The organism is Sagittula sp. MA-2 (assembly GCF_030126985.1).
GTDB lineage: Bacteria > Pseudomonadota > Alphaproteobacteria > Rhodobacterales > Rhodobacteraceae > Sagittula.
This window is the reverse complement of the sequence record NZ_CP126145.1, coordinates 1,049,655-1,072,005: the sequence shown is the minus strand read 5'-3', so window position 1 is coordinate 1,072,005 and position 22,351 is coordinate 1,049,655. Positions and strand designations below refer to the sequence as shown.

Genomic DNA, 22,351 nt, shown 5'->3' with positions numbered 1-22,351 from the left:
GTTCGAATAGATGTTTTGCAAAGCAGGCAAGTCTGGTGATTTTGCGGCTTATACGGCGCTCATGGTGTCAATGTTTGTGGCTTTGCTCGCGCTGAACGTGGGCGCGCAACAAAGTTCGGGCGTGCCAAACCCCCATGCCGATGTCGTCTCCATCGGCGGCTCCGTAACGGAAATCGTCGTGGCGCTGGGTCAGCAGCACCGGCTGAAAGCGCGCGACACCTCCTCCAGCTATCCACCCGACGTCATGGCGCTCCCTGACGTGGGATACATGCGAGCGCTGTCGCCTGAAGGTGTGCTCTCTGTCGGCCCCTCGCTCATCCTCTCCGAGGAAGGCGCGGGTCCGGTCGAGGCTCTTGACGTGATCCGCGCGGCGGATGTGGCATTCGTCGAGGTGCCGAACGCGCTCGACGCCGAAGGGATCCTGCACAAGATCGAGGTGATCGGCGCGGCGCTCGACGTGCCCGAGAAAGCCGGTGAACTGAAGGACGAGGTCGGCCGCGCGCTCGCCGCGGCAATTGGCGATGCCGACCGACCCGAGGCAGAGAAGAAGCGCGTGCTCTTCGTGCTCTCGACCGAGGGCGGCAAGATCAACGCAAGCGGCACCGGCACGGCGGCGGATGCAATCATCCGCATGGCGGGCGGCGTCAACGCGGTCACGGCGTACGAAGGCTACAAGCAGATCACCGACGAAGCAGTGGGCCTGGCAGCGCCCGATGTCATCCTGATGATGACGCGCGGCGGCAGCCACGGCGTTGACAACGATGCCCTCTTCGAGATGCCCGCGATCCGTCTGACCCCGGCGGCGCAGGCCCGTGCCGTCGTGCGCATGGACGGGCTGCTGTTGCTGGGCTTCGGCCCGCGCACGGCAGAGGCGGTGCGCGATCTCAACGCGGCGCTCTATGGCGACGAGGCCTGAGCGGTGGCCGCTATTTCCGACAGTTTCACGCCGCCGCGAGACAGGCTGGCACGGGCCCGCGCGCTGCACGGGTTGCTGGCGGCCGCGCTGTTGGTGGCCTGTGCGCTGAGCCTGCAGACCGGAGCGACAGACGTGCGCCTGACCACCCTGCTGGCCAAGCTGGCGCAGGGCGAGGCGCTGAGCCGGATGGAGCGCGTCGTCCTGTTCGACATCCGTCTGCCCCGGCTGGCCATGGGGGCGCTCGTGGGGGCGGCGCTGGCCGTTTCCGGCGCGGTGATGCAGGGGCTCTTCCGCAACCCGCTGGCCGATCCCGGCATCGTCGGCGTTGGCGCAGGGGCCGGCCTCGGCGCGATCCTCGCTATCGTACTGGGGGGCCTGCTGCCCTTGAGCCTCGCGCGGCTGGTCGGGCCGCACCTCGTACCGATCGCCGCCTTCCTTGGCGGCTGGGGTGGGACGCTCCTGCTCTACAAGGTCGCCACCCGCCACGGTCGCACCTCGGTAGCGACGATGCTGCTTGCGGGCATCGCGCTTGCGGCACTGGCGGGCGCGCTGTCGGGGGTGTTGGTCTATATCGCCGACGACAGCCAGCTGCGCGACCTGACCTTCTGGGGACTGGGATCGCTCGCAGGGGCAAGCTGGGCCAAGGTGCTGGCCGCCGGGCCGCTGGTCTTGCTGGCGCTTGCCGCGTCGCTCACCCTTGGGCACGGGTTGAACGGGCTGGCGCTGGGAGAGGCCACAGCCGCCCATATCGGCATCGACGTGCAGCGGATGAAATCCGTTGCGATCCTGACGGTCGCCGGAGCCACCGGCGCCGCCGTCGCCGTCGCGGGCGGGATCGGCTTTATCGGCATCGTCGTGCCGCATCTGCTGCGCCTCGCCTCCGGCCCCGATCACCGCACGCTCTTGCCCAATGCGGCGCTGCTGGGCGCGACCATGCTTATTCTCGCCGATGTGATCGCCCGCGTGGTCATCGCCCCCGCCGAGCTGCCCATCGGCATTGTCACCGCCGTGCTTGGCGCGCCGGTCTTTCTCTGGATCCTGCTGAAGCGTCGCGGACTGGTGGACCTATGAGCCTGATTGCCGAAGATATCCGCGTGTTCTACGGGCGGCGCGAAGCGTTGCGCGGAGTGTCTTTGCGCGCAGAGCCAGGCGAATTTACCGCCATCGTCGGGCCGAATGGTTCGGGCAAGTCGACGCTGCTGGGGGCGCTGACGGCGTCACTGCCATACTCGGGCCGCGTCATGCTGAACGGCCGCGACATCGACAGGTTGAAACCTTGGGAACTCTCGTCCGAGCGCGCTGTGCTGCCGCAGGCCGCAAGGCTCGCCTTTCCCTTTACCGTGCTCGAAGTCGTGCGGCTGGGTGTGCAGGCGGGCACCGCCGGGGATCGACCTGAGGTGCCGATGCAGGCGCTGGCCCAGGTCGGCCTTGACCACTACGCCGAACGGACCTTTCAGGAACTTTCGGGCGGCGAGGCGCAGCGGGTGATGCTGGCCCGCGTGCTGGCGCAGGTCTGGTCCCCGGTCGAGGACGGTCGGCCGCGCTGGCTCTTGCTGGACGAGCCGGTCTCCAGCCTCGATATCGCGCATCAGTTGCAGGTCATGGAGATCGCGCGCACTTTCGCCCGCGCGGGCGGGGGTGTGATCGCCGTCATGCATGACCTGAACCTCACCGCGATGTTCGCCGACCGTGTCGCCGTTCTGGCGGAGGGTCAGCGTCTGGCCTTTGGCACGCCGCGCGAGGTCTTTTGCGATGGCATCCTGTCGCGCGCCTACGGCTGTGACCTGCGCGTTTCGGCGCCGCCACCGGTCGGAACACCCTATATCCTGCCGCATGCGGCCACTCCCTGAAAGAAAGCAATGCCCCTGAACGCCTCCATCCCTACTGCCCTGCTGCTCTTTCTCGCGATACCCGCGCTGGCCGATCCCGTGGCCGATATCGTCATTCTGGGCGAGGTCCATGACAACCCGGACGCACATCTGGGCCAGGCTGCCGTCCTGAGCGACCTGGAACCCACCGCTGTCGTCTTCGAGATGCTGACCGCGGAGGAGGCGCGCGTTTCCGACGCCAACCGCGACGCTATCGTCGACGCATGGGAGGCCAGCGGCTGGAGCGACTTCGAAATCTATGCGCCGATCTTCGACGGGTTGGGCGACGCCCGCATCGTGGGAGCCGCCGCCCCGCGCGAGGCGGTACGCAGGGTCTATTCCGACGGTGCCGCCGCGCTCTTCGGGCCGGATGCCGGGCATTTCGGGCTGGACACGGACTTGCCGGAGGACCAGCTGGAGGCGAGGAGGCAGCTTCAGTTCGACGCGCATTGCGCGGCCATGCCTTTGGAAATGATGGACGGGATGGTCGCGGTGCAGCGCTATCGCGACGCGGTCTTCGCCCGGGCAGCGCTCGAGGCGCTGGAGACCTACGGTCCGCCCGTGGCAGTGATTGCCGGCAATGGCCATGCCCGCACCGACTGGGGAATCCCTGCGATGATCGCCCGCGCCGCGCCGGATGTAAGCACCTATGCCCTGGGCTTCGTCGAAGCAGACAGCGGCGTGCCCTTCGACGAAATCCGGATCGTGCCGCCCGCAGCGCGCGATGACCCCTGCAACACCCTGAAGACCAACTGAGGACGCCCCCATGTATCTTGCCATGAACCGTTTTACCGTGCCGCTGGAAAACGCCGCAGAGTTCGAGGAGCTTTGGCTGAGCCGCGAGAGTCGCCTTCAGGACATGGAGGGTTTCGTGTCCTTTCACATGCTGAAGGGCCCCGAGACGGATGGCCGCGTTCTTTATGCCTCGCACACGGTCTGGCAGACGGAGGCGCATTTCCGCGCCTGGACCACCAGCGAGGAATTCCGCGCCTCCCACGCCCGCGCGGGCCAGACGCGCAAGCTGCACGAAGGTGCGCCGCGCTTCGAAGGGTTCACCGCGATCCAGCACATCGACGCCAAGCTTCCCGCGTGACCCTGCCCCTGCGCGTCAGCCACAGCGCGCCGTTGTTCCGCACCTTCGATGCAGCACTGGCGCGCCTTCTACGTTGACCGATCCGAGTTCGACTGTCGGGCGAGTACCGCTTCCACCCGGGCGCGACACGCTATGCCTCGGTGCGTCTGGGCACTTTTCACCTGCACCTGAGCGAGCATCACGGCGATGCCACGCCGGATCCACTGGGCTGGTTAATGTTGAGGGACTGCGGAGGTTTCACGCGGCGCTGTCGGCGCATCCCCACATGCACCCAAGGCTGGATTCAAAGCCCTAGGGTCCGGAGATGTCCATAACGGACCCATTCGGCATCCGCCTACGCTTCCTGGACCGTTGCGAGCAAGACCGTGGCCTGAGGCAGCGTCAGCCAGGACCGTGTTCGTAACGTGCGCCTCCCCCGGTCCGCCAAGACCTAAGAGGTCTGTCTCGCCCGGAGACCGCGTCAACTGACCTCTTCCTAAGCTTCACGGTCGCTCATGCGATGCGCAGCGAATGACGGCACTTCGCCCATCTTGTCATCCAGTGCAGCCACGCCTGTGGCAAGCCAAAGCCGTGCATACACGGCGCCAACTGAACTACACCTCCAAGCATCTGATATTGCTTGGAAATTTGGTGCCCCCACACGGACTCGAACCGCGGACCTACTGATTACAAATCAGTTGCTCTACCAGCTGAGCTATAGGGGCACTCGCTGGGTGGTGTGCGGACTACCACCATCCCAATTCCCTGTCGATAGGCAAAGTTCATCGCGGGGTCTTGCGGGGCGCCTTTGCCGGGTCGGGCGGCGGATGGGAGTGGAGTAATGCCGCACTGCCTCGCGAGACCGTCAAGGGTTGTGGCGCGACGAACCATCGCTACTGCGACAACGGCACGGCCAAAGTCAGTGCGCGAGGAACCGTGTCGACGGCGGGGCGGGCGAAAACCTAGTCTTGGTTACGGGCGACCGACTGCTCCGGCACCGGATCGAGGATGACCGTCCTGCGCGTGGCGACCTTCCTGCGTTTCAAACCTGAAGAAACCCTTACCGGTTCGCGCGCGCGAGCAGACCCACCGCTGCCAGACCGAAGAGGATGACGAGGATCGCCGCCGGGGCGGCCTCTCCCAGTGCTTCGAGGGAGGCTTTCTCGTGCACCCGCGTGGCCAGCGTTTCGTAGTTGAAGGGGCGCAGCAGAAGGGTCGCGGGCAGCTCCTTCACGCAGTCGACAAAGACCAGCAGCAGGGCCGAGGCGACAGAGGCGCGCATCAGCGGGTAGTAGACGGCGGTCAGCACCTGCCCCTCGCTCCGGCCAAGCGACCGGGCGGCCAGCGGCAGGTTCGGGGAGACGCGGCCCATGGCGGCGTCGGCCGCACCCTGCGCGATGGCGAAGAAGCGCACGCAGTAGGCGAGGATCAGCGCGAAGGCGGTGCCGGTCAGCACCAGCCCCGGGTCCCAGCCCGTCGCCCCCCAGATCGCGTCGGCCATGGTGTTGTCGATGGCGGCGAGCGGGATCAGGATACCGACGCCCAGAACAGCGCCGGGCGCGGCGTAACCGATGGTGGTGACCGGCATCAGGAGGCGCGGCAGCTTCTGCCCCGACAGGCGCACGCCGTAGACGAGGAAGATCGCGGCCAGCACGGTGATGACCGCGGCAGAGCCCCCGACGACGGCGGTGTTCAGCCCTGCCCGCCAGAGCGCCGTATCGGTCCAGAACTCCGCGTTATCAAGCGCATGGCTGAGGATCACGCCCGCGGGCAGCACGAAGCCCACGGCCAGCGGGAAGGCGCAGGCGGCGGTCGCGATCCATGCGGGCGCGCCGGTCAGCGGTTTGCGCATGGCGGGGCGGTGCCGAGTGGAGAGGTTGAAGAAGCGCATCCGGCGGCGGGAGACCTTCTCGAGCACCACGAGCAGCACGACGAGCAGCAGCACGACCGACGCGATCTGCGCGGCGCCGCCCGCGTTGTTGGATTCCAGCCAGACGGAGAAGATGCCGGTGGTCAGGGTCTGCACGGCGAAGTAGTCCACCGTGCCGAAATCGTTGATGCTTTCCATCATGACGATGGCGACGCCGGCGGCGATGGCGGGCCGGGCCAGCGGCAGGCCGATGCGCCAGAACCGCCCGAAGGCGCCTGCGCCGAGCGAGCGGGCGACCTCTTCGGAGGAGGCCGACTGTTCGCGGAAGGCAGCGCGGGCCAGCAAGTAGACGTAGGGGTAAAGCGCTGCGGACAATACCAGAATCGCGGCGCCGAGGGATCGGATCTCGGGGAACCAGTAGTCGCGCGAGGTCTGCCAGCCGAAGAGGTTGCGCAGCCCGGTCTGCACCGGCCCCGCGTATTCGAGGAAGTCGACCAGCGCGTAGGCGCCCACATAGGCCGGGATCGCCAGCGGCAGCAGCAGAAGCCACTCCAGCCAGCGGCGGCCGGGGAAGTCGTAGCGCGCCACCATCCAAGCCGCGCCGGTGCCCACCATCGCGGCGATCAGGCCCACGCCGAACATCAGCCGCGCGGTGGTCCAGAGGTAGCGCGGCAGCGTCGTCGACAGCAGGTGCGGCCAGATGTTTTCCCTTGGAAACAGGGCGATGCCCAGAACCGCGACGATCGGTGCGACGACGATCACGGCGATCAGGACGGCGCCCACGGACCAGCGGCTGGGAAGACGCATGCGGCGGATCGGTGTCTCGGTCAGTGCCATCTGGGCCCCATTTGCGTGGTGTTCCTCCCGTGGTAAATCCCTATAGTGCCAACGTCGAGCAACCGAAAGACCAACCGCCCATGCAGGTGATCCTCCATACCGGCGTGCATTGCACGGACGAAGACCGCCTGCTGAAGTGTCTCCTGCGCAATGCGGAAGCCTGGCGGCACGAGGGCGTGGCCATTCCCGGCCCTTCCAAGTACCGGAAATTGCTGGGCGATTCCATCAACATGCTGAAGGGGACCGAGCCGTCCGCGGAGACGCGCGAGATCCTGCTGGACGCGATCATCCAGGACGATCCGGGCAAGATCGACCGGCTGGTGCTGTCGAACGACAACTTCTTTTCCGTGCCGAAGCTGATGTTCCAGAACGGGCTTTTGTACCTCAAGGCTGAGGCGCGGCTGCAGACGCTGGCGAACATCTTCGACGGCGACGAGGTCGAGCTTTTCATGGGCCTGCGTGACCCGGCGACCTTCCTTCCGGCGGCCTTTGCCGCGACCCCGCACGACAGTTTCGGGGCCTTCATGGCGGGGGTCGATCCGATGCATCTGCGCTGGTCCGACCTGATCCGGCGGATCCGGGACGCGCTGCCGCAGGTGCCCATAACCCTTTGGTGCAACGAGGATACTCCGCTGATCTGGGGGCAGATCATCCGCGAGATGGCGGGGATCGAGATGACCCGCAAGATCAGCGGCGCCTTCGATCTGTTCGCGCAGATCATCGACAAGGAAGGCATGAAGCGGTTCCGCGCCTTCCTGGCGGAGAACCCCGGCATCAACGAGCGGCAGAAGCGGCGGGTGATGGCGGCGTTCCTCGACAAGTATGCCATGGACGAGGAGATCGAGCAGGACGTGGACCTGCCCGGCTGGGACGCGGCCTATATCGACATGCTGACGGAGATCTACGAGGACGATCTGGAGACCATTGCGCGGATGCCGGGTGTGACGCTGATCACGCCCTGAACGCGCCTGAGACCATTAAACCTAACGCCGATGGCCTTCGTGTGAACGGGGCGCGCGGGGGTCTAACGGGGCGCACGGTCGTTTGGCCACAGGATGTGGTGGGGCCCCTGCCCCGGACTCGCAACGGGTTAACGGATCTTAACGTCTGGTCCCCCAGCATTAAGGGCCGAACCGGCCGATTTGACCCCGATTCCCGGCCGGTTGTTAACCTTTGCCCCGAGTCGGGGGCCGGCAAACCGTTGCGCGGAAATCTTTTTCGTTAACCTGTTCCGCGGCCTCGTTTCACCCCCCCTGTCGGGCCTGTCCGGCAGGCTCCAACCAGTGCTCTGCCGCGGCGCGGACATCGTCGGGCACCTCGACCGCGCGGCGGGTTTCGAGGCTCAGCATCACGCATTTGAACACCGTCTCGAAAGCCAGCAGGTCGCCGTCCGAGCGGATCAGCCGGTGCCGGAAGGTCATCGACTTCGTGCCGACCGTGACGATGGAGGTTTCCAGCCGGATCGCATCGCCCGCCGTCAGTTCGGCGCGGAACTCGCTTTGCGCGTTGACCACGGCGAAGGACAGCCGCCGCCCGCTGCGCATGTCGCTGGCGGTCAGACCCATTTCAGACTGGATGGCAAAGACGCCGTCGGAACAGGCCGCGAAGTAGCGCGAGACGTTCATGTGGCCGAGGAAGTCGCAATGCGCGGGGTCGACCACGGATCGGAAGGAAACAAGGGCCGCCATCGCGCTCTCCTTTTTGCAGGTTCGGGTGGGAACGGTAGCAAACATCGCTGCGGGTCCATAGCGCGGGATGCGCGCACCTGACCCGCATAAAGCGGGTTGATCCCCTTTCGTTCTCATTGCACCTTGGCGCCAAAGACGTTCGGAGGCCCCGTGAACCCCCTGAAGATCCCCAACCGCGCGGCCCGGCATCTGTGGCTGGCCGCGCACGGGCTGGATGCCCCGACCGCAGGCAGGCCGGACCCCGCCGCCATGGTGCGCGAGCTGGGTTTCGTGCAGCTCGACAGCATCCAGGTGGTCAGCCGTGCCCATCACCACATCCTGTGGAGCCGCAACCGCAACTACCGCGAGCCGATGCTGGACCGCATGATGGCGCGGCGCGAGGTGTTCGAGCATTTCACCCACGATGCCTCGGTCCTGCCGATGGAGTTCCTGCCGATGTGGCAGCGCCAGTTCCGGCGCAAGCGCGAGATGGTGCGCCGGTCGGCCTGGTACGGCGGGTTCGACCCGGCGCTGCTGGACGAGGTGAAGCGGCGCATCGCGGACGAGGGGCCGCTGTCGACCCGGCATTTCGACACGAAGGTGGAGGGCAAGCGCGAGATGTGGGTGCGCCCGCCGCACAAGAAGGCGCTGGATTACCTGTGGTATTCGGGCGAGCTGGCGACCTGCCACCGCGACGGGTTCACCAAGGTCTACGATCTGGCGGAGCGGGTCTTTCCGGAGGGTCTGCGCCGGGCGGACGTGTCCGACCGCGAACAGCTCGACTGGCTGTGCCGCGCGGCGCTGGAGCGGCTGGGCTTTGCCACCACCGGCGAGGTGCGCAAGTTCTGGGAGGCGGCGGAAGTGGCCGAGGTGGCGGACTGGGCCGAACGCGACGCCGCGTGGTGGGTCCCGGTGGAGGTCGAGTCGGCGGACGGCACATGGACGAAGGCGCTGGCCGCCCCGGACATCGAGGCCCGGCTGGAGGCGGTCCGCCCCCCGGGCGGCGGGCTGCGCATCCTCAACCCCTTCGATCCGGCGATCCGCGACCGGGTGCGGCTGAAGCGGCTGTTCGGCTTCGACTACACGGTGGAGATGTTCGTGCCCGCCGCAAAGCGCCAGTGGGGATACTACGTCTTCCCGCTGCTGGAGGGCGACCGTTTCGTGGGGCGGCTGGAGGCCAAGGCCGACCGGGCGCGGGGCGTGCTGGACGTGACGCGCCTGTGGCAGGAACCGGGCGTGCGCGACAGCGCGGCGCGCATGGCGCGGCTTGAGGCGGAACTGGCGCGGCTGGCCCGGTTTGCCGGCGTGGCGGAGGTTCGCCTGCATTGGCGGCAATGACGGGTTGAGGCCCCCTGCCCGCCCCTGTAAGCGAAGCGCGGGCGGGCCCCTTCGGGGCGCGCGCGGGACTGGGTGAGCGGGGTGTCGGGCGCATGTCGAACAAGCTGAAACTGGCCATCGGCAGCCTCCTCCTCGGCCTCGTGGTGTTGGCGCTGAAACTGCTGGCCTGGGCGCTGACCGGATCGGTGGCGCTGCTGTCCGATGCGCTGGAAAGCACGGTGAACCTTGCGACGGCGCTGGCGGCGCTGATCGCGATCCGGGTCGCGGCGATGCCGGCCGACACCAACCATCCCTTCGGTCACCACAAGGCGGAGTACTTCAGCGCGGTGCTGGAAGGCGTGCTGATCATCGTGGCGGCGCTCTTGATCCTGCGCGAGGCCTGGACGGGGTTCTGGGCGCCGCGCCCGCTGGACGCGCCGCTTCTGGGCCTTGCGGTCAACATCGGCGCCACGGCGCTGAACGCGGCCTGGGCCTTTGTGCTGGTGCGGCAGGGGCGGAAGCTGCGCTCTCCGGCGCTGGTGGCGGATGGCAGGCACCTGTGGGCGGACGTTGTGACCTCGGGCGGGGTGGCGGTCGGCGTGCTGCTGGCGCTGTTCACCGGGTGGTGGGTGCTCGACCCGGTCATGGCGGCGCTGGTGGCGGTGAACATCCTGTGGTCCGGTTACACCGTGGTCATGGCCTCGCTGTCTGGCCTGATGGACGAGGCGGTGCCGGAGGACGTGCAGGAGAAGATCCGCACGGTGATCTCGGCGCAGGCGACCGGCGCGGTGGAGGCGCACGACCTGAAGACCCGCCACGCGGGCAGCGCGACCTTCGTGGAATTCCACCTTGTGGTGCCGGGGGAGATGACCGTCTTCGACGCCCACGAGATCTGCGACCGGGTGGAGCGGGAAATGGCCCGCACGGTGCCGGACGTGCGCACGACCATCCACGTGGAGCCGGACCACAAGTCGAAGGACAGCGGCGTGATCCCGGTGGACGAGGGCTGAGGCGCCCGGCCTAGCCCTTGTCTTCCGGGTTTCTCTGCGCGTCGTCGAAGGTCCACTTCGGCTGCTGTTCCAGCGCGTCCTTCAGGGCGTTGCCCCAGCCCTGGCTGACCGTCTGGAAGTAGGGATCGTCCTGCAGGACGCGGCCGGTGTGGCCGATCTTCAGGCTGTCCTTCTCGTAGCAGTGGTAGTCGAAGGGCAGGCCCACGGTCAGGTTGGCCTTCACGGTGGAATCGAAGCTGACCAGCAGGAGGGTCATCGCCTCCTCGAAGGTCATCTTCGGATCGTAGGCGCGCACGAGGATCGGACGGCCGTATTTGATCTCGCCGGTCTGGAAGAAAGGCGTGTCGCCACCGGCCTCGATGAAGTTGCCTTCGGGGTAGATCAGGAACAGCCGCATCGGCCCGCCGGCGATCTGCCCGCCCAGAAGGAGCGTGGCGTTGAAGGCGGTGTCGGCGCGCTGGCCGACGTTGGCGTGGCGGTCGATGACCTCGCGCAGGGTGTCGGCGACTAGGCGCGCAGCCTGAAACATCGACGGCACGGCCAAGAGCGAGGGCGAGCGTTCGGACGGCGCCTTCAGCCGCTCATCGAGTTCGGAGACGACGGCCTGCGTGGTGGCGAGGTTGCCGGCGGACAGGAGCGTGATGACCCGCTCTCCTGGGTTTTCCCAGATGGTCATCTTCTTGAAGGTGGAGATGTTGTCGAGCCCGGCATTTGTCCGGGTGTCCGACATGAACACCATGCCTCCATCGAGCATCATTCCCACGCAATAGGTCATCTTCTGCTTTCCGACTCACGACAAGGACCAAGCATTAGGGGTTGGTTGGCGGCGTTATCAAGTGTGATGTCCGGACAATCGCATATGTCGCGGGGTCACAGCGCCCTGCCGGGGCAGGAATGACACGGTTTGGGCTTTGGCGCCCTTCAGGTGACGCGGGACAGGGGCGCGTCAAGTCGTGGGGATGGGGCAGCCGGTTTCGGCGCGGGCCGGCATGCCGTAACGGAACATGCGCGGGACTGCGGGGTCAGGAGGCCGGGGGACAGCCGGTGATGACATCGCCGCGGCGACGGCACCACGCGCGCCGCCCGACCGAAAAGCCCGGCCAGACATGCGCTGCGAAAGGCCGATCCGGCCGGTGCCTACTGCTGCGCGACCTCTATTGCGACGTTCAGCGCCTCGGTCTCACCGCCGACGCGGAGGCCGTTGACCGGCGCCGCGTCGCTGTAGTCGAGGCCGATGGCCACGCGGACATAGCGTTCGTCGGGGCTCATCTGGTTGGAGGCGTCGAAGCCGACCCAGCCCAGATCGGGCACGAAGACCTCCGCCCAGGCGTGCATCGCGTCCTGCGCCACGGTGTCGTCCAGCATCAGGTAGCCCGACACGTAGCGCGCGGGCCAGCCCGCTTCGTGCGCGCAGGCGATGAAGACATGGGTGTGGTCTTGGCAGACGCCGCGGCCCTCGGTCACCGCCTCTTCGGCGGTCCATGTGCTTTCGGAGCTGCCGGTCTCGTATTTCACCGCCTCCCCCAGCGCCGCCATCAGCTTGTGGCAGCGGTCGAGCACGGTTTCGCCCTCGACCGAGCGCAGCAGCGCCTTGACGCCGGGGCCCGCCTTGGTGCGCGGGGTGTGGCGCTTGTAGAGCCAGAGCGGCACGGGTCCGACATGCTTGCCGACGACGCCGTGGTTCTCGCTTACCTCGACCTCGCCCTCGCAATGGACTGTGACCTCCGTCACGTCGCGGTCGAAGCTGATCAGGTTCACCTTGTTGTGGTGGTGGTCGTCGTAGGAGAGTTCCTGCTTGCCGCCGGTGATTGTCATCTTCCAGTCGGTCACCGTCTGGTTGCGGCCGCTGCGCGGCGTCAGGCGGAGCTGTTGCAGCCCGGAGACCACGGGAGCGTCGAAGGCGTAGCGGGTCGTGTGGGAAATTTTCAGCCGCATGATCTCACTCGTAGAACCGGTAGTCGATCTCGATCTGGCGCCCGACGCGCGCGATCACCGACTGGATTTCCTGAAGGTACTCGTGCAGGCCGAATTCGAAGACCGCGTCGATGTCGAGCCTGAGGTACTTCTCTTCCATGGCGCGGAGCATGTCGCAAGAGGTTGTCACCTGCCCGTATTCCGACGTGAGGAATTCCATGTTCGACCGCATGGTCGAGATGCAGAACGCGAGGCTGCGGGGCATCCGGCGGTCGAGGATCAGGAACTGCGCGATGTCGCGGGAGTCGCGCGAGGCGCCGTAGGCCATGCGGAACCCGCCACGGGCCGAGACCGAGCGCAGCAGGATTTCCCATTGGACGTTGTCCATGGAGGACCCGACAGAGACCACAGCGGGCAAAAGCACGTAGTATTTCACGTCGACGATGCGCGCGGTGTTGTCGGCCCGTTCTATGAAGGTGCCCAGCCGCGAGAAGTCGTAGATGTCGTTGCGCAGCATGGTGCCGTGGGTGGCGCCGCGCACCATGGAGGTCCGCTGGCGGATCAGCCGCAGCACCCCCGGCAGGTCGCGTTCGTTGACGCGGCGGGCCAGTCCTTCCTTCGCGGCCATGTAGGCGGCGTTGGTGGCTTCCCAGACCTCGGTGGTTAGCGCGGTGCGCACCATGCGGGCGTTCTGCCGCGCCGAGGCGATGGAGGACATGACCGAGGACGGGTTGTCCTTCGACCGCAGGAGCCAGTCGATGGTCGCTTCCTTCGTCACCTCGTCGTGGCTTTGCATGAAGAGTTCGTAGGAGCCGGAGGTCTGCAGGACCGACTTCCATTCTTCCTCGGTGGAGCCGAGCCGGGTGAGCGCGATGCGCTGGCCCGTCTCGATCAGCCGCCCGATGTTTTCCGCGCGCTCCAGCGAGCGGTACATCCAGAACAGGCCGTTTGCGGTTTTTCCCAGCATCAGTCTTGCAGCACCCAGGTGTCCTTCGTTCCGCCGCCCTGCGAGGAGTTCACCACGAGGGAGCCTTTCTTGAGCGCCACGCGGGTCAGGCCGCCGGGCGTGATCTTGATGCCTTTCGGGCTGACCAGCACGAAGGGGCGCAGGTCGACGTGCCGCGGGGCCAGCCCTGCGCGGGTGAAGATCGGCACCGTCGACAGCGACAGCGTGGGCTGCGCGATGTAGTTGGCGGGCCTTGCCTGCAGCTTCCTGCGGAACTCTGCCAGGTCCTTCTTGGTCGCGGTCGGGCCGATCAGCATGCCGTAGCCGCCGGAACCGTGCACCTCCTTGACGACGAGGTCCTTCAGGTTGTCGAGCACGTAGGCCAGGCTGTCGGGATCGGCGCAGCGCCAGGTCGGCACGTTTTCGAGGAGCGCCTTCTCGCCGGTGTAGAACTCGACGATCTCGGGCATGTAGCTGTAGATCGCCTTGTCGTCGCAGATGCCGGTGCCCGGCGCGTTGGCGATGGTCAGCTTGCCCGCACGGTAGACATCCATGATCCCCGGCACACCCAGCGCGCTTTCGGGGTTGAAGTTCAGCGGGTCGAGGAAGGCGTCGTCGATCCGGCGATAGACCACGTCGATGGGCTTGTAGCCACGGGTGGTGCGCATGGCGAGCCGTCCGTCCACAACGCGCAGGTCGTTGCCCTCCACCAGTTCGACCGACATCTGGTCGGCGAGGAAGGCGTGTTCGAAATAGGCGGAGTTGTAGATGCCCGGCGTCATCACCGCGACGGTGGGCTTTTCGCCTGCCCCTTCCGGCGCGCATTCCGACAGCGACTGCAGCAGGTCCATCGGGTAGGTTTGCACCGGCTGCACGCGGTTGTGGGCGAAGAGCTCCGGGAACATCTGGAGCATGGTCTCGCGGTTTTCCAGCATGTAGCTGACGCCGGAGGGCGTGCGGCCGTTGTCCTCCAGCACATAGAACTGGTCGGGGCCGGTGCGAACAAGGTCGATGCCGACGATGTGGGTGTAAACCTTTCCCGGCGGCGTGATGCCGATCATCTGCGGCTCGAACGCCTCGTTGCGCGAGATCATGCGTTCGGGGATACGGCCCGCCTTCACGATCTCCTGCCCGTGGTAGATGTCGTGCAGGAAGGCGTTGAGCGCGCGCACGCGCTGCTCGATCCCCTTGCTCAGCCGCTGCCATTCGTGGCCCGAGATGATGCGCGGGATGATGTCGAAGGGGATGAGCCGTTCCTCGGCCTCGGCGCGCCCGTAGACGTTGAAGGTGATGCCCGTCAGGCGGAAAAGCTCTTCCGCCTCGCGCTGTTTCGCGCGGAGGTCCTTCGGATCCTCCCCCTCGAACCAGCTGTTGAACGCCTGGTAAGGACCACGGACCTCGTCACCCGTGCCCGTCATCTCGTCAAAGACCGGCTTCTCGCCCATTCAACCCCCTGTGCCCCGTTTTCCGGTGTGCCGTATGAGTACAGCTTGGGAACAACGCTAGAGTGCGGCGGATGCGCAATCAACGGCTTGGAAGGCGTTTTGCGGAATTCCCGGCGTTTTGCCTCATATTTGGGCGTATCGCAAAGGCGGGCCGGAACGCGCCCCGACCGCGGGCGGAGCGGACCCGCGCGCCACCGCGCACGGGCTTTGGCCCCAGGGGGCTCAGGCCATGCCCAGCGCGGCCTTGTACATCTCGAGGACCGCCTCTTCCTCGGCGATGTCGTCGGCGTCGCGCTTGCGGAGCGAGATCACCTTGCGCAGGATCTTGGTGTCGTAGCCGCGGCCCTTGGCCTCTGCCATCACTTCCTTGATCTGCTCGGAGATGTCCTTCTTCTCTTCTTCCAGCCGCTCCACGCGCTCGATGAATGCCTTGAGCTCTCCGGCGGCCACGCCGTAGCTGTCGGTCGGGGTGTCCTGCATGTCTTGCCTCCATGGGATGAGCCCTCCCGATACAGCCGTGCCGCGCGCCCATCAAGACCCATGCCGCGCCAGTCGCGCCGCCCTGCCGAAACGTCTTGCCTAACGGGCCTTCGTCCTTTAGGCGGCGGGCGGTCACGCAACATCCGCAATTCCCATCCGCAACCCTTGAGGAGGACGACATGGCCTGGCTGATCTGGAGCGGCGCACTGGTATCCCTCGCAGGGCTTGCCGGTCTCGTCTGGTGCATCGTCAAGGTCTGGTCCGCCCGCCGCAGGGGCCTGCCCGACGAAGAGCTGCGCGCGCTGGTGCGCAAGGTGGTGCCGCTGAACATGGGCGCGCTGATGCTGTCGACCATAGGGCTGATGATGGTCATCACCGGCATCTTCCTGAAGTGAGTTGAGCTGACGGCGCAGCCCCTGCCCCGTCATCTGCGCGGCGGTCGGTAGCCCGCACTTCCCAAGGCGGGACAAGCGCCAGCCTAGCGGCTGAGAAACGTCCGGCCGTATTTCACGTGTTCGCCCCAGGCCGGTTCCGGCGTCCAGAAGTCGCGGTCGGGATGGTCCAGCCGCTCCAGCCGCTTCATGATGCGCAGCATCCCCCAGAGACCGACGGCTATCATCGGCCCGCCGCGCAGGCGCGGGAAGTCCAGCGCGAGGATCGCGACCGCGTCGATGTCGGAGGGGCGGCGCACCATGCCCTCCGCCAGCATCCGCGCGCCTTCATTCGCCATGGCGCCGACCAGCAGCTCCACCATATCGTCCGCCGCCCAGTCCCGCGCCGTGCGCTGACCGTTCAGCAGCCGCCGGACAGAGGTCGCGCGTTCCGCGCCGCCATCAGCCCAGTCGTAGAAACCCTTGCCGGAGATCCAGCCGCGCCGCCCGACCTCGATCATCAGGGCGGACCAGTTCTCCGCCCCTTCGGCTCGGGGGGCGCGGGCCAGGTCCTCGAGCCCGCTCATGTCGCGGGTGCGGAACGGCGGGCGGCCCCAGCCCCAGGCCTCGACCGCCGCGTCGAGGTCGTATGGGTCCGCGCCAAGGTCCACCAGCGCATCCGCCGCGCGGTGCATCGCCGCCGCGAGCCGTCCCGCGATGCTGGCGCCCTGAGAGCGCACGTGCACCGCCACCTTGTTCATCCGTTCGGCCAGAGCGAGGCCCAGCGCCACTTCGGCAGGCGTGCCTTCCGGTCCCTGCACCACCTCAACCAGCCGTGTTGCAAAGACCGGCGGGGCAAAGCGCAGCCCCAGCCGGTCCACCCGGCCCGACATCGCCACGGCGCGCACCGTGCCTTCGGGCGCGGCCACGTCGCCCTGCCCGCGCGCCGCATGCAGGACGATATCCGTGCCGGGGATCATCTCGGCGCTTTCGCCCCAGTGCAGCAGGTCGAGGCGCGCGGCGGACTGCGCGGGGCTGAGCCCGCCGCCCTTCACCCCGGCCGAGAAGACGTCACGCAGTTGCGCCACGCCCTCCGTCAGCTTCTCCGGCTCGCGCGCGCCCCAGTTCACGCCGATCCCGGCGTTCAGCGCCGAGACCGCGATCTGCATGGCCAGCGGCCCCGGCCCCAGCACGGCGATGCGGTTGACCTCGCCCGCGGGCGTGCCCTTCGGCAGGTTGAAGCGGCGCGCGAGGTGTTCGGCGGTGAAGGCGTGGCGCAGCGCGCGGGCGGCGTCGGAGGCGAGACAGGCCGCGAAGGCGTCCTCCTCCATCGCCACGCCTGCGTCGAAGGGCAGAAGCGCCGAGGCCTCGATCAGGTCGATGACCCGGGCCGCGGCACTGTCGGGCGCGGCAGAGAGCGTGTCGCGCCGGGCCCTGATCGCCGCGGTGAAGGCTGCGTGGTCCGCCATGCCGTCGCGCAGGTCTCGGGTGCGGCGCGGCGGTGTTCCGTCATCGGCCAGCGCACGGGCAAGGTTGGCCGCAGTGCCCAGGAGGTTGTCGTCCACGAGGTCGTCGACAAGCTGCCGCCCCGGCCCGCGGTCCAGCGGCATGGTGCCCCCGGCCAGCGCCAGTTCCAGCGCCAGTTCCGCCCCGGCGAGGCGCGGCAGGCGCTGCGTCGCCCCGGCAGAGGGCGTGAGGCCCATGCGCACCTCGGGCAGGCTGACGCGGGTTCCGGCGCGGGCCACCCGGTAATGCGCCGCCAGCGCCAGTTCGAAGCCGCCGCCGTAGACCGTGCCGTGCAGCGCCGCCACGACGGGCTTGCCGCAGGCCTCCACCCGGTTGCAGAGATCGCGCAGGAAGGGCTTTGCCATGCCGGTTTCGTATTCCGCCAGATCGGCGCCCGCGGGGAAGGTGTTGCCGGTGCCCGCCAGCACGATGCCGCGGATCGCCGGGTCCGCCTCTGCCCGGTCCAGTCCCGCCGCCAGCCCGACCCGCGCCGCGCGCGACAGCGCGTTGACCGGCGGGTTGTCGACACTGAGCAAGGCAATGCCGTCCTCGACCGAATAATGGATACCGTCTGCCATCTGCCCGTTTTCCCGCCCGGGACCCAAACGCCCGGATCTGCCCGTTTATCGCGCATTTCGCGCTCTTTTGCGGGGATTAGACGCGATCAGGCGAATCAAGGCAACGTCCTTGTGTCCCGGACATGCCTCCCGGGCGCGCGGAAACACGGCAAGCGAGTCCTTTCGGACACGGCCCTCGGGCGGTCCGGAGGCGATACGAACGCGGTGCCGGGCCGGACGCGCGGATCCCGCGTCCGGCGGCCCGGGTCAGATCGGCATGTTGTCGAACTGGTCTTCGAGGTCTTCGTCGCGATGCGCCTCGACGCGGTCGCGCGCCCAGACCGGTGCGCGGGCGCCCCTGCCCTCGAGCTGGCGGACCGCCTGCTCCAGATGGTCGAGCGCCTCCGCACGGGCGGTGCCCTCGGTGTTGTCGATCTCGTCGCGCAGAGCTTCGATCCTGGCCTTGAGTGCCTCGGTCATGGTCGTCCTCCTCTCCTCTCCCACCCGGATCACCGGGAAACGCCGCCTCACCCCGCGGCGCACGCAGCGCAGAGGGGTGTCTCCGGGACCGCATCGAGGCGGGCCGGTTCGATCTCTTCGCCGCATTTCACGCACAGGCCGTATTCGCCGCGGGACATCCGCCCGAGCGCGGCCTGGATTCGTGCAATCTCAGATTGACCGCTGGCGCCGAGTCGCTCAAGCACCTCTTCGCCCTCACGCTCGATCGCCTGGTCGTCCCAGTCCCTGGAGTGCTCCGTCTCGAGCGCGTCCTCGATCCCTTCGAGGCGCACGCCCAGTTCGCGCAAACGGTTGACAAGACGTGTTCTTTTATCGTGATGAGACATGGTCAAGGGCCTCCTCGCCCGCGATGGAAGACTGCCCCGCGCGGACCGTGCCCGCCTTGATACAAATCAACAGGCAGATGGGACTTGAAACACATTCGTTTTTACGTATATGTTCTTCCAGACGCCAGGGAAGTCCTCAGGAGATGTACCCATGAAACCCGAAGTGACCGCCTTTTTCGACGAGGCCACCAATACGATTTCCTATGTCGTTCGCGATCCGAACGGCAAAGCCTGCGCCGTGATCGACAGCGTGCTGGACTTCGACTATTCCTCCGGCCGCACCGACACCCGGTCCGCCGACGCGATCATCGCCTTCGTGAAAGAGAAAGGCTATGACTGCCAGTGGCTGCTGGAAAGCCACGTGCACGCCGACCACCTCTCTGCCGCGCCCTACATCCAGCAGCAGCTGGGCGGCAAGATCGGCATCGGCGACCGGATCACCGTGGTCCAGGACACCTTCGGCAAGGTGTTCAACGAAGGCACGGAGTTCCAGCGCGACGGCTCGCAGTTCGACAAGCTCTTCGTGGAGGGCGACAGCTTCCACATCGGCCAGTTGCGCGGCGACGTGCTGCACACGCCGGGCCACACGCCCGCCTGCCTGACCTATGTCATCGGCGACGCGGCGTTTGTCGGCGACACGCTGTTCATGCCGGACTTCGGCACCGCGCGCTGCGACTTCCCGGGCGGTTCGTCCGAGACGCTCTACGACTCGGTCCAGAAGATCCTCGCCCTGCCGGACGAGACCCGCATCTTCGTGGGCCACGACTACAAGGCGCCCGGCCGCGACGACTACGCGTGGGAGACCACGGTGGGCGAGCAGAAGGCGCTGAACGTCCACGTCGGCGGCGGCAAGTCGAAGGAGGACTTCGTGTCCATGCGCGACAGCCGCGACGCCACGCTGGCCATGCCGAAGCTGATCATCCCGTCGCTGCAGGTGAACATGCGCGCGGGCCAGATGCCCCCGGCCGACGAGAAGGGCGACGTCTTTCTCAAGGTGCCGGTCAACAAGCTCTGACCGGCTGAGCCACCGCCTTCCCCGTCCGTGCGCATGCGCCGGGCGGGGACGACAGTTTTTCGAAGTTCACGCCCCGATGCGAACCGGGGCGGCCCCCTTACGCACGTCAAGGAAACGCACACATGCCCATCGACTGGATTTGGGGCCTGATCGGCGGATTGCTGATCGGCACCGGAGGCGCCGTCTACCTCCTTGGAAACGGCAAGATCATGGGAGCCAGCGGGATCATCGGCGGACTCGTCGATGGCTCGGGCCGCTCGACCGCCTGGGAACGCATCCTGTTCCTGGCCGGGGTCGCCGTGACCCCGATGCTGCTGATGCCGTTCTACCGCGAGGTGGACACGCATATCACCGACAACTTCCTCGTGCTGGCGATTGCCGGCCTGCTGGTCGGTGTCGGCACGCGGATCGCCAACGGCTGTACCTCCGGTCACGGGGTCTGCGGCATGTCCCGCCTGTCCATCCGCGGCTTCGTCGCCACGGCCTGCTACATCCTCGCCGGCGGTGTCGGCGTGATCGTCTTCCGCCACTTTCTTGGAGTGATCTGACATGCTCCGACACCTGATCGCCCTCATCGCAGGCAGCCTGTTCGGCGCGGGCCTGTTCATCTCCGGCATGACCGACACCGCGAAGGTGCAGGGTTGGCTGGACGTCTTCGGCGCATGGGACCCCACGCTCGCCTTCGTCATGGGCGGCGCGATGATCCCCATGGCGCTGGCCTGGATCGTGCGCAACCGCCGCACCACCGCCCTGACCGGCGCGCCGCTTCCGCCGCCGCCGTCGAAGGAGATCGACAGCAAGCTGATCCTCGGCTCCCTGCTGTTCGGGGTCGGCTGGGGCTTGGCCGGGCTTTGCCCGGGGCCGTCCATCGCGTCGCTGAGCTATGGCGGGGCGGGTCTGTATGTCTTTGTCGCGGCGATGCTGACCGGCATGGTCCTTGCGCCGGTGCTGCGGGCGCGGCTGGACAAGCCCGTTCCGGCGGAATAATGCTGCGTCATGACACCGCGCATTCTCACCGACAACTACCACGTGTCGCCGCAGATCTCCCCCGAGGATGCGGCGGCCATCCGCGACGCCGGCTACGTCATGGTGCTGGACAACCGGCCCGACGCAGAGGTGCCGCCGGAGTTTCAGACCGACGCCATGCGTGAGGCGATGGAAGCGGCGGGCCTCCGGTTCGAGGCCCTGCCCCTGACCCACCAGACCATGAACGCCGAGAACATCCTGGCGCAGGCCGATCTTGTGGCCAGCGCCAACGGTCCGGTCCTGGCCTACTGCGCCTCCGGCACCCGCTGCACGGTGATCTGGGCGCTCGCCAACGTCGAGAGCATGGGCACCGATGCCGTGCTGGAGACAGCGGCGCGGGCGGGCTACGACATCTCCGGCCTGCGTCCGACGCTGAACGCGCTGGCCGAAAAGTAGACACGACCTGCCGTCCGGGCATGTCCGGGCGGCGGTTTCATTTGGTCGCCTGACGGCCCCGGGATCACTCGTTGAAGTCGATCTCCATCGGGGCGGTGGCGAAACCGCCGAAATCCTCCTCCTCCCCTTCTCCGCCTTCGGACATGACGCTTTCGAAGTCGAAGTCGTTGCCGTCGCCGAAATCCATCGGCGGGAGGTCGGGCAGATCTTCCGACATGCCGTCGCCCATGGCGGGAAAGTCTGGAAGGTCCGACGCGCCGTCCCCTGCCCCGGGGAGCGAGAGCTGGCCGCCCCCGAAATCGCCGCCGAAATCCGCGCCCGTGTCGGCGGCGGCGCCTGCCGGTGCGGCAAGTGCAGCGGGTCCCAGCACAGGCCATGTCAGCCGCACCGCGCGGGCGCCGTTCAGCTGGCCCATGCGCCCCTTGGCCACCATGTGACCGCGCCCGGCAAGGATCTCCACCCGGTCGAGCGCGTCCTTCGACAGCTTCAGCACGTCACCGGGTTTCAGCGCCTGCGCGCGTGACAGGGGCAGCGTGATCCGCGAGAGGACCGCGTCCAGCCGGGCCGGGACGCGGTCGAGGATCGCGGCATGGGGGCCCGGCGCATCGGCCCCGTCCTGCGCGGAGCTCCGGGGGTTCGGCTTGCGCTCGGGCAGGATGAGGCTGAGGCTCCCCTTGCGGCGTCCGAGCGCAAGGTCGACCTGCGCACGGAACGCACGGTAGCCCGCCGCATCGAGCAGCAGACCGGCGGAGCGGGCGTCCTCCAGCATGACGCCGAAGCGGAAGCCCTGAAGCATCTCGCCGATGGGGCTGTCGGTCAGCGCGCCCGCCATGCTGTGCAGCGTGCCGTCGATCAGCGGGGCGATCATGGCGGCGTCGGTCTGGGTCAGGATGCGGTCCTCGTCCACCGGCATCTGCGTGACCTGAAGGATGGTCTGCACCTCCACCACGCCGGTCAGCACCTGCCGGTCGACGGAGGCAAGGCCGATCGCCCCGTCGGGGCCGTCGAGCAGCACAAGCAGGTCCTTGGGGGACAGCCCTGCGATCACGCCGTCCTGGTCCAGCGATTCGACGGTGACAGATTGCGTGACGAGCGCGAGATCCCACATGACGTCGGCGGTGCGCGACAGGGCGCGCCTGAGCGCCTTTGCAGGCGACATGCCGCGTGCCTCGAACGCACGCTGTGCCGCTTGCGCCTTCTGGCCCAATACGTCGTCTCGTGCCCCGTCAGCCATATAAGGTTGCGTCCGTCATCAACTGCCTCCGCCCTTCCTTATCTGCGGATTTGGTTACC

Annotated in this window: 24 protein-coding genes and 1 tRNA gene; 13 read left to right on the top strand and 12 right to left on the bottom strand. The window is 67.3% G+C overall.

The window, feature by feature from the left end; genetic code table 11:
* Window positions 1-61: 61 nt before the first annotated feature.
* The 5 genes from QNI11_RS05395 to QNI11_RS05375 are packed head-to-tail and all read left to right on the top strand — an operon-like array spanning window position 62 to window position 3,877.
* The gene (locus QNI11_RS05395; RefSeq protein WP_373418427.1) at window positions 62-916 is read left to right on the top strand and encodes a hemin ABC transporter substrate-binding protein; all 855 of its coding nucleotides are present in this window, start codon (window positions 62-64) and stop codon (window positions 914-916) included.
* Window positions 917-919: 3 nt separating this feature from the next.
* Entirely contained in the window at window positions 920-1,987 is a 1,068-nt protein-coding gene (locus tag QNI11_RS05390; RefSeq protein ID WP_283982602.1) for an iron ABC transporter permease, read from the top strand.
* Window positions 1,984-2,766 (top strand): heme ABC transporter ATP-binding protein, encoded by a 783-nt coding sequence (locus tag QNI11_RS05385; protein ID WP_283982601.1) that lies wholly within the window; start codon window positions 1,984-1,986, stop codon window positions 2,764-2,766. The genes QNI11_RS05390 and QNI11_RS05385 overlap by 4 nt, the downstream gene beginning before the upstream one ends.
* A 9-nt stretch (window positions 2,767-2,775) precedes the next feature.
* The gene (locus QNI11_RS05380; RefSeq protein ID WP_283982600.1) at window positions 2,776-3,540 is read left to right on the top strand and encodes a ChaN family lipoprotein; all 765 of its coding nucleotides are present in this window, start codon (window positions 2,776-2,778) and stop codon (window positions 3,538-3,540) included.
* Between the two features lie 10 nt (window positions 3,541-3,550).
* Window positions 3,551-3,877, top strand: a complete 327-nt coding sequence (locus tag QNI11_RS05375) for an antibiotic biosynthesis monooxygenase (protein ID WP_283982599.1) — start codon at window positions 3,551-3,553, stop codon at window positions 3,875-3,877.
* Window positions 3,878-4,505: 628 nt separating this feature from the next.
* Here the strand turns inward: QNI11_RS05375 and QNI11_RS05370 are convergent.
* Together QNI11_RS05370 and QNI11_RS05365 are read right to left on the bottom strand one after the other, a co-directional pair.
* A tRNA-Thr gene (locus QNI11_RS05370) sits at window positions 4,506-4,581 on the bottom strand.
* A 335-nt stretch (window positions 4,582-4,916) separates the two neighbouring features.
* Entirely contained in the window at window positions 4,917-6,563 is a 1,647-nt protein-coding gene (locus tag QNI11_RS05365) for an iron ABC transporter permease (protein WP_283982598.1), read from the bottom strand.
* 80 nt (window positions 6,564-6,643) lie between these two features.
* Between QNI11_RS05365 and QNI11_RS05360 the strand changes: the two genes are divergently transcribed.
* Window positions 6,644-7,525 carry a hypothetical protein gene (locus QNI11_RS05360; protein ID WP_283982597.1) on the top strand — a complete coding sequence of 294 codons (882 nt, stop codon included), beginning with the start codon at window positions 6,644-6,646 and terminating at the stop codon, window positions 7,523-7,525.
* A 282-nt stretch (window positions 7,526-7,807) separates the two neighbouring features.
* On the opposite strand, the gene QNI11_RS05355 is transcribed toward QNI11_RS05360, so the two are convergent.
* Window positions 7,808-8,251, bottom strand: coding sequence for a thioesterase family protein (locus QNI11_RS05355; RefSeq protein ID WP_283982596.1), 444 nt, complete (start codon window positions 8,249-8,251; stop codon window positions 7,808-7,810).
* Window positions 8,252-8,401: 150 nt separating this feature from the next.
* On the opposite strand from QNI11_RS05355, the gene QNI11_RS05350 reads away from it, so the two are divergent.
* Complete coding sequence (locus QNI11_RS05350) at window positions 8,402-9,568, top strand: winged helix-turn-helix domain-containing protein (protein WP_283982595.1); 1,167 nt, start codon at window positions 8,402-8,404, stop codon at window positions 9,566-9,568.
* Between the two features lie 92 nt (window positions 9,569-9,660).
* The gene (locus QNI11_RS05345; protein ID WP_283982594.1) at window positions 9,661-10,557 is read left to right on the top strand and encodes a cation diffusion facilitator family transporter; all 897 of its coding nucleotides are present in this window, start codon (window positions 9,661-9,663) and stop codon (window positions 10,555-10,557) included.
* A gap of 10 nt (window positions 10,558-10,567) precedes the next feature.
* Here QNI11_RS05345 and QNI11_RS05340 read toward each other — a convergent pair whose 3' ends face one another.
* From QNI11_RS05340 to QNI11_RS05320, 5 genes are all read right to left on the bottom strand, one after another.
* Window positions 10,568-11,332, bottom strand: coding sequence for a proteasome-type protease (locus QNI11_RS05340; protein WP_283982593.1), 765 nt, complete (start codon window positions 11,330-11,332; stop codon window positions 10,568-10,570).
* A gap of 362 nt (window positions 11,333-11,694) precedes the next feature.
* Entirely contained in the window at window positions 11,695-12,492 is a 798-nt protein-coding gene (locus tag QNI11_RS05335; protein ID WP_100927502.1) for a transglutaminase family protein, read from the bottom strand.
* 4 nt (window positions 12,493-12,496) lie between these two features.
* Entirely contained in the window at window positions 12,497-13,438 is a 942-nt protein-coding gene (locus QNI11_RS05330; protein WP_100927503.1) for an alpha-E domain-containing protein, read from the bottom strand.
* Window positions 13,438-14,862 (bottom strand): circularly permuted type 2 ATP-grasp protein, encoded by a 1,425-nt coding sequence (locus QNI11_RS05325; protein ID WP_283982590.1) that lies wholly within the window; start codon window positions 14,860-14,862, stop codon window positions 13,438-13,440. Before QNI11_RS05325 ends, QNI11_RS05330 begins: the two co-directional genes overlap by 1 nt.
* Window positions 14,863-15,084: 222 nt before the next feature.
* Window positions 15,085-15,342 (bottom strand): DUF2312 domain-containing protein, encoded by a 258-nt coding sequence (locus QNI11_RS05320; protein ID WP_100927505.1) that lies wholly within the window; start codon window positions 15,340-15,342, stop codon window positions 15,085-15,087.
* Window positions 15,343-15,521: 179 nt separating this feature from the next.
* On the opposite strand from QNI11_RS05320, the gene QNI11_RS05315 reads away from it, so the two are divergent.
* Window positions 15,522-15,737, top strand: coding sequence for a hypothetical protein (locus QNI11_RS05315; RefSeq protein ID WP_100927506.1), 216 nt, complete (start codon window positions 15,522-15,524; stop codon window positions 15,735-15,737).
* A gap of 83 nt (window positions 15,738-15,820) precedes the next feature.
* Here the strand turns inward: QNI11_RS05315 and QNI11_RS05310 are convergent, their stop codons facing one another.
* The 3 genes from QNI11_RS05310 to QNI11_RS05300 form a co-directional block, all read right to left on the bottom strand.
* Complete coding sequence (locus tag QNI11_RS05310) at window positions 15,821-17,797, bottom strand: enoyl-CoA hydratase-related protein (RefSeq protein WP_283982589.1); 1,977 nt, start codon at window positions 17,795-17,797, stop codon at window positions 15,821-15,823.
* Window positions 17,798-18,043: 246 nt separating this feature from the next.
* Window positions 18,044-18,256, bottom strand: a complete 213-nt coding sequence (locus QNI11_RS05305) for a hypothetical protein (RefSeq protein ID WP_100927508.1) — start codon at window positions 18,254-18,256, stop codon at window positions 18,044-18,046.
* A gap of 47 nt (window positions 18,257-18,303) precedes the next feature.
* Window positions 18,304-18,621: a TraR/DksA C4-type zinc finger protein gene (locus QNI11_RS05300; protein WP_283982588.1), complete on the bottom strand. Its 318-nt coding sequence runs from the start codon at window positions 18,619-18,621 to the stop codon at window positions 18,304-18,306.
* Between the two features lie 151 nt (window positions 18,622-18,772).
* Between QNI11_RS05300 and QNI11_RS05295 the strand changes: the two genes are divergently transcribed.
* The 4 genes from QNI11_RS05295 to QNI11_RS05280 all read left to right on the top strand — a co-directional run bounded on the left by QNI11_RS05295 (window position 18,773) and on the right by QNI11_RS05280 (window position 21,058).
* Window positions 18,773-19,636, top strand: a complete 864-nt coding sequence (locus tag QNI11_RS05295; RefSeq protein WP_100927510.1) for an MBL fold metallo-hydrolase — start codon at window positions 18,773-18,775, stop codon at window positions 19,634-19,636.
* A 122-nt stretch (window positions 19,637-19,758) separates the two neighbouring features.
* The gene (locus QNI11_RS05290; RefSeq protein WP_100927511.1) at window positions 19,759-20,184 is read left to right on the top strand and encodes a YeeE/YedE family protein; all 426 of its coding nucleotides are present in this window, start codon (window positions 19,759-19,761) and stop codon (window positions 20,182-20,184) included.
* Between the two features lies 1 nt (window position 20,185).
* Window positions 20,186-20,623: a DUF6691 family protein gene (locus QNI11_RS05285; protein ID WP_100927512.1), complete on the top strand. Its 438-nt coding sequence runs from the start codon at window positions 20,186-20,188 to the stop codon at window positions 20,621-20,623.
* 9 nt (window positions 20,624-20,632) lie between these two features.
* On the top strand, window positions 20,633-21,058 hold the full coding sequence (locus QNI11_RS05280) for a TIGR01244 family sulfur transferase (protein ID WP_100927513.1): 426 nt from the start codon (window positions 20,633-20,635) through the stop codon (window positions 21,056-21,058).
* Between the two features lie 64 nt (window positions 21,059-21,122).
* On the opposite strand, the gene QNI11_RS05275 is transcribed toward QNI11_RS05280, so the two are convergent.
* Window positions 21,123-22,292 carry a FliM/FliN family flagellar motor switch protein gene (locus QNI11_RS05275; protein WP_100927514.1) on the bottom strand — a complete coding sequence of 390 codons (1,170 nt, stop codon included), beginning with the start codon at window positions 22,290-22,292 and terminating at the stop codon, window positions 21,123-21,125.
* Window positions 22,293-22,351: the final 59 nt, after the last annotated feature.

Bases quoted from the DNA above. Each gene is read 5' to 3' on its own strand.
- QNI11_RS05295 (WP_100927510.1), top strand. From the start codon at position 18,773: ATGAAACCCGAAGTGACCGCCTTTTTCGACGAGGCCACCAATACGATT.
- QNI11_RS05360 (WP_283982597.1), top strand. From the start codon at position 6,644: ATGCAGGTGATCCTCCATACCGGCGTGCATTGCACGGACGAAGACCGC.
- QNI11_RS05330 (WP_100927503.1), bottom strand. From the start codon at position 13,438: ATGCTGGGAAAAACCGCAAACGGCCTGTTCTGGATGTACCGCTCGCTG.
- QNI11_RS05355 (WP_283982596.1), bottom strand. From the start codon at position 8,251: ATGGCGGCCCTTGTTTCCTTCCGATCCGTGGTCGACCCCGCGCATTGC.
- QNI11_RS05325 (WP_283982590.1), bottom strand. From the start codon at position 14,862: ATGGGCGAGAAGCCGGTCTTTGACGAGATGACGGGCACGGGTGACGAG.
- QNI11_RS05280 (WP_100927513.1), top strand. From the start codon at position 20,633: ATGACACCGCGCATTCTCACCGACAACTACCACGTGTCGCCGCAGATC.
- QNI11_RS05380 (WP_283982600.1), top strand. From the start codon at position 2,776: ATGCCCCTGAACGCCTCCATCCCTACTGCCCTGCTGCTCTTTCTCGCG.
- QNI11_RS05290 (WP_100927511.1), top strand. From the start codon at position 19,759: ATGCCCATCGACTGGATTTGGGGCCTGATCGGCGGATTGCTGATCGGC.
- QNI11_RS05365 (WP_283982598.1), bottom strand. From the start codon at position 6,563: ATGGCACTGACCGAGACACCGATCCGCCGCATGCGTCTTCCCAGCCGC.
- QNI11_RS05315 (WP_100927506.1), top strand. From the start codon at position 15,522: ATGGCCTGGCTGATCTGGAGCGGCGCACTGGTATCCCTCGCAGGGCTT.
- QNI11_RS05395 (WP_373418427.1), top strand. From the start codon at position 62: ATGGTGTCAATGTTTGTGGCTTTGCTCGCGCTGAACGTGGGCGCGCAA.
- QNI11_RS05340 (WP_283982593.1), bottom strand. From the start codon at position 11,332: ATGACCTATTGCGTGGGAATGATGCTCGATGGAGGCATGGTGTTCATG.
- QNI11_RS05320 (WP_100927505.1), bottom strand. From the start codon at position 15,342: ATGCAGGACACCCCGACCGACAGCTACGGCGTGGCCGCCGGAGAGCTC.
- QNI11_RS05345 (WP_283982594.1), top strand. From the start codon at position 9,661: ATGTCGAACAAGCTGAAACTGGCCATCGGCAGCCTCCTCCTCGGCCTC.
- QNI11_RS05300 (WP_283982588.1), bottom strand. From the start codon at position 18,621: ATGTCTCATCACGATAAAAGAACACGTCTTGTCAACCGTTTGCGCGAA.
- QNI11_RS05385 (WP_283982601.1), top strand. From the start codon at position 1,984: ATGAGCCTGATTGCCGAAGATATCCGCGTGTTCTACGGGCGGCGCGAA.
- QNI11_RS05310 (WP_283982589.1), bottom strand. From the start codon at position 17,797: ATGGCAGACGGTATCCATTATTCGGTCGAGGACGGCATTGCCTTGCTC.
- QNI11_RS05375 (WP_283982599.1), top strand. From the start codon at position 3,551: ATGTATCTTGCCATGAACCGTTTTACCGTGCCGCTGGAAAACGCCGCA.
- QNI11_RS05305 (WP_100927508.1), bottom strand. From the start codon at position 18,256: ATGACCGAGGCACTCAAGGCCAGGATCGAAGCTCTGCGCGACGAGATC.
- QNI11_RS05335 (WP_100927502.1), bottom strand. From the start codon at position 12,492: ATGCGGCTGAAAATTTCCCACACGACCCGCTACGCCTTCGACGCTCCC.
- QNI11_RS05285 (WP_100927512.1), top strand. From the start codon at position 20,186: ATGCTCCGACACCTGATCGCCCTCATCGCAGGCAGCCTGTTCGGCGCG.
- QNI11_RS05275 (WP_100927514.1), bottom strand. From the start codon at position 22,292: ATGGCTGACGGGGCACGAGACGACGTATTGGGCCAGAAGGCGCAAGCG.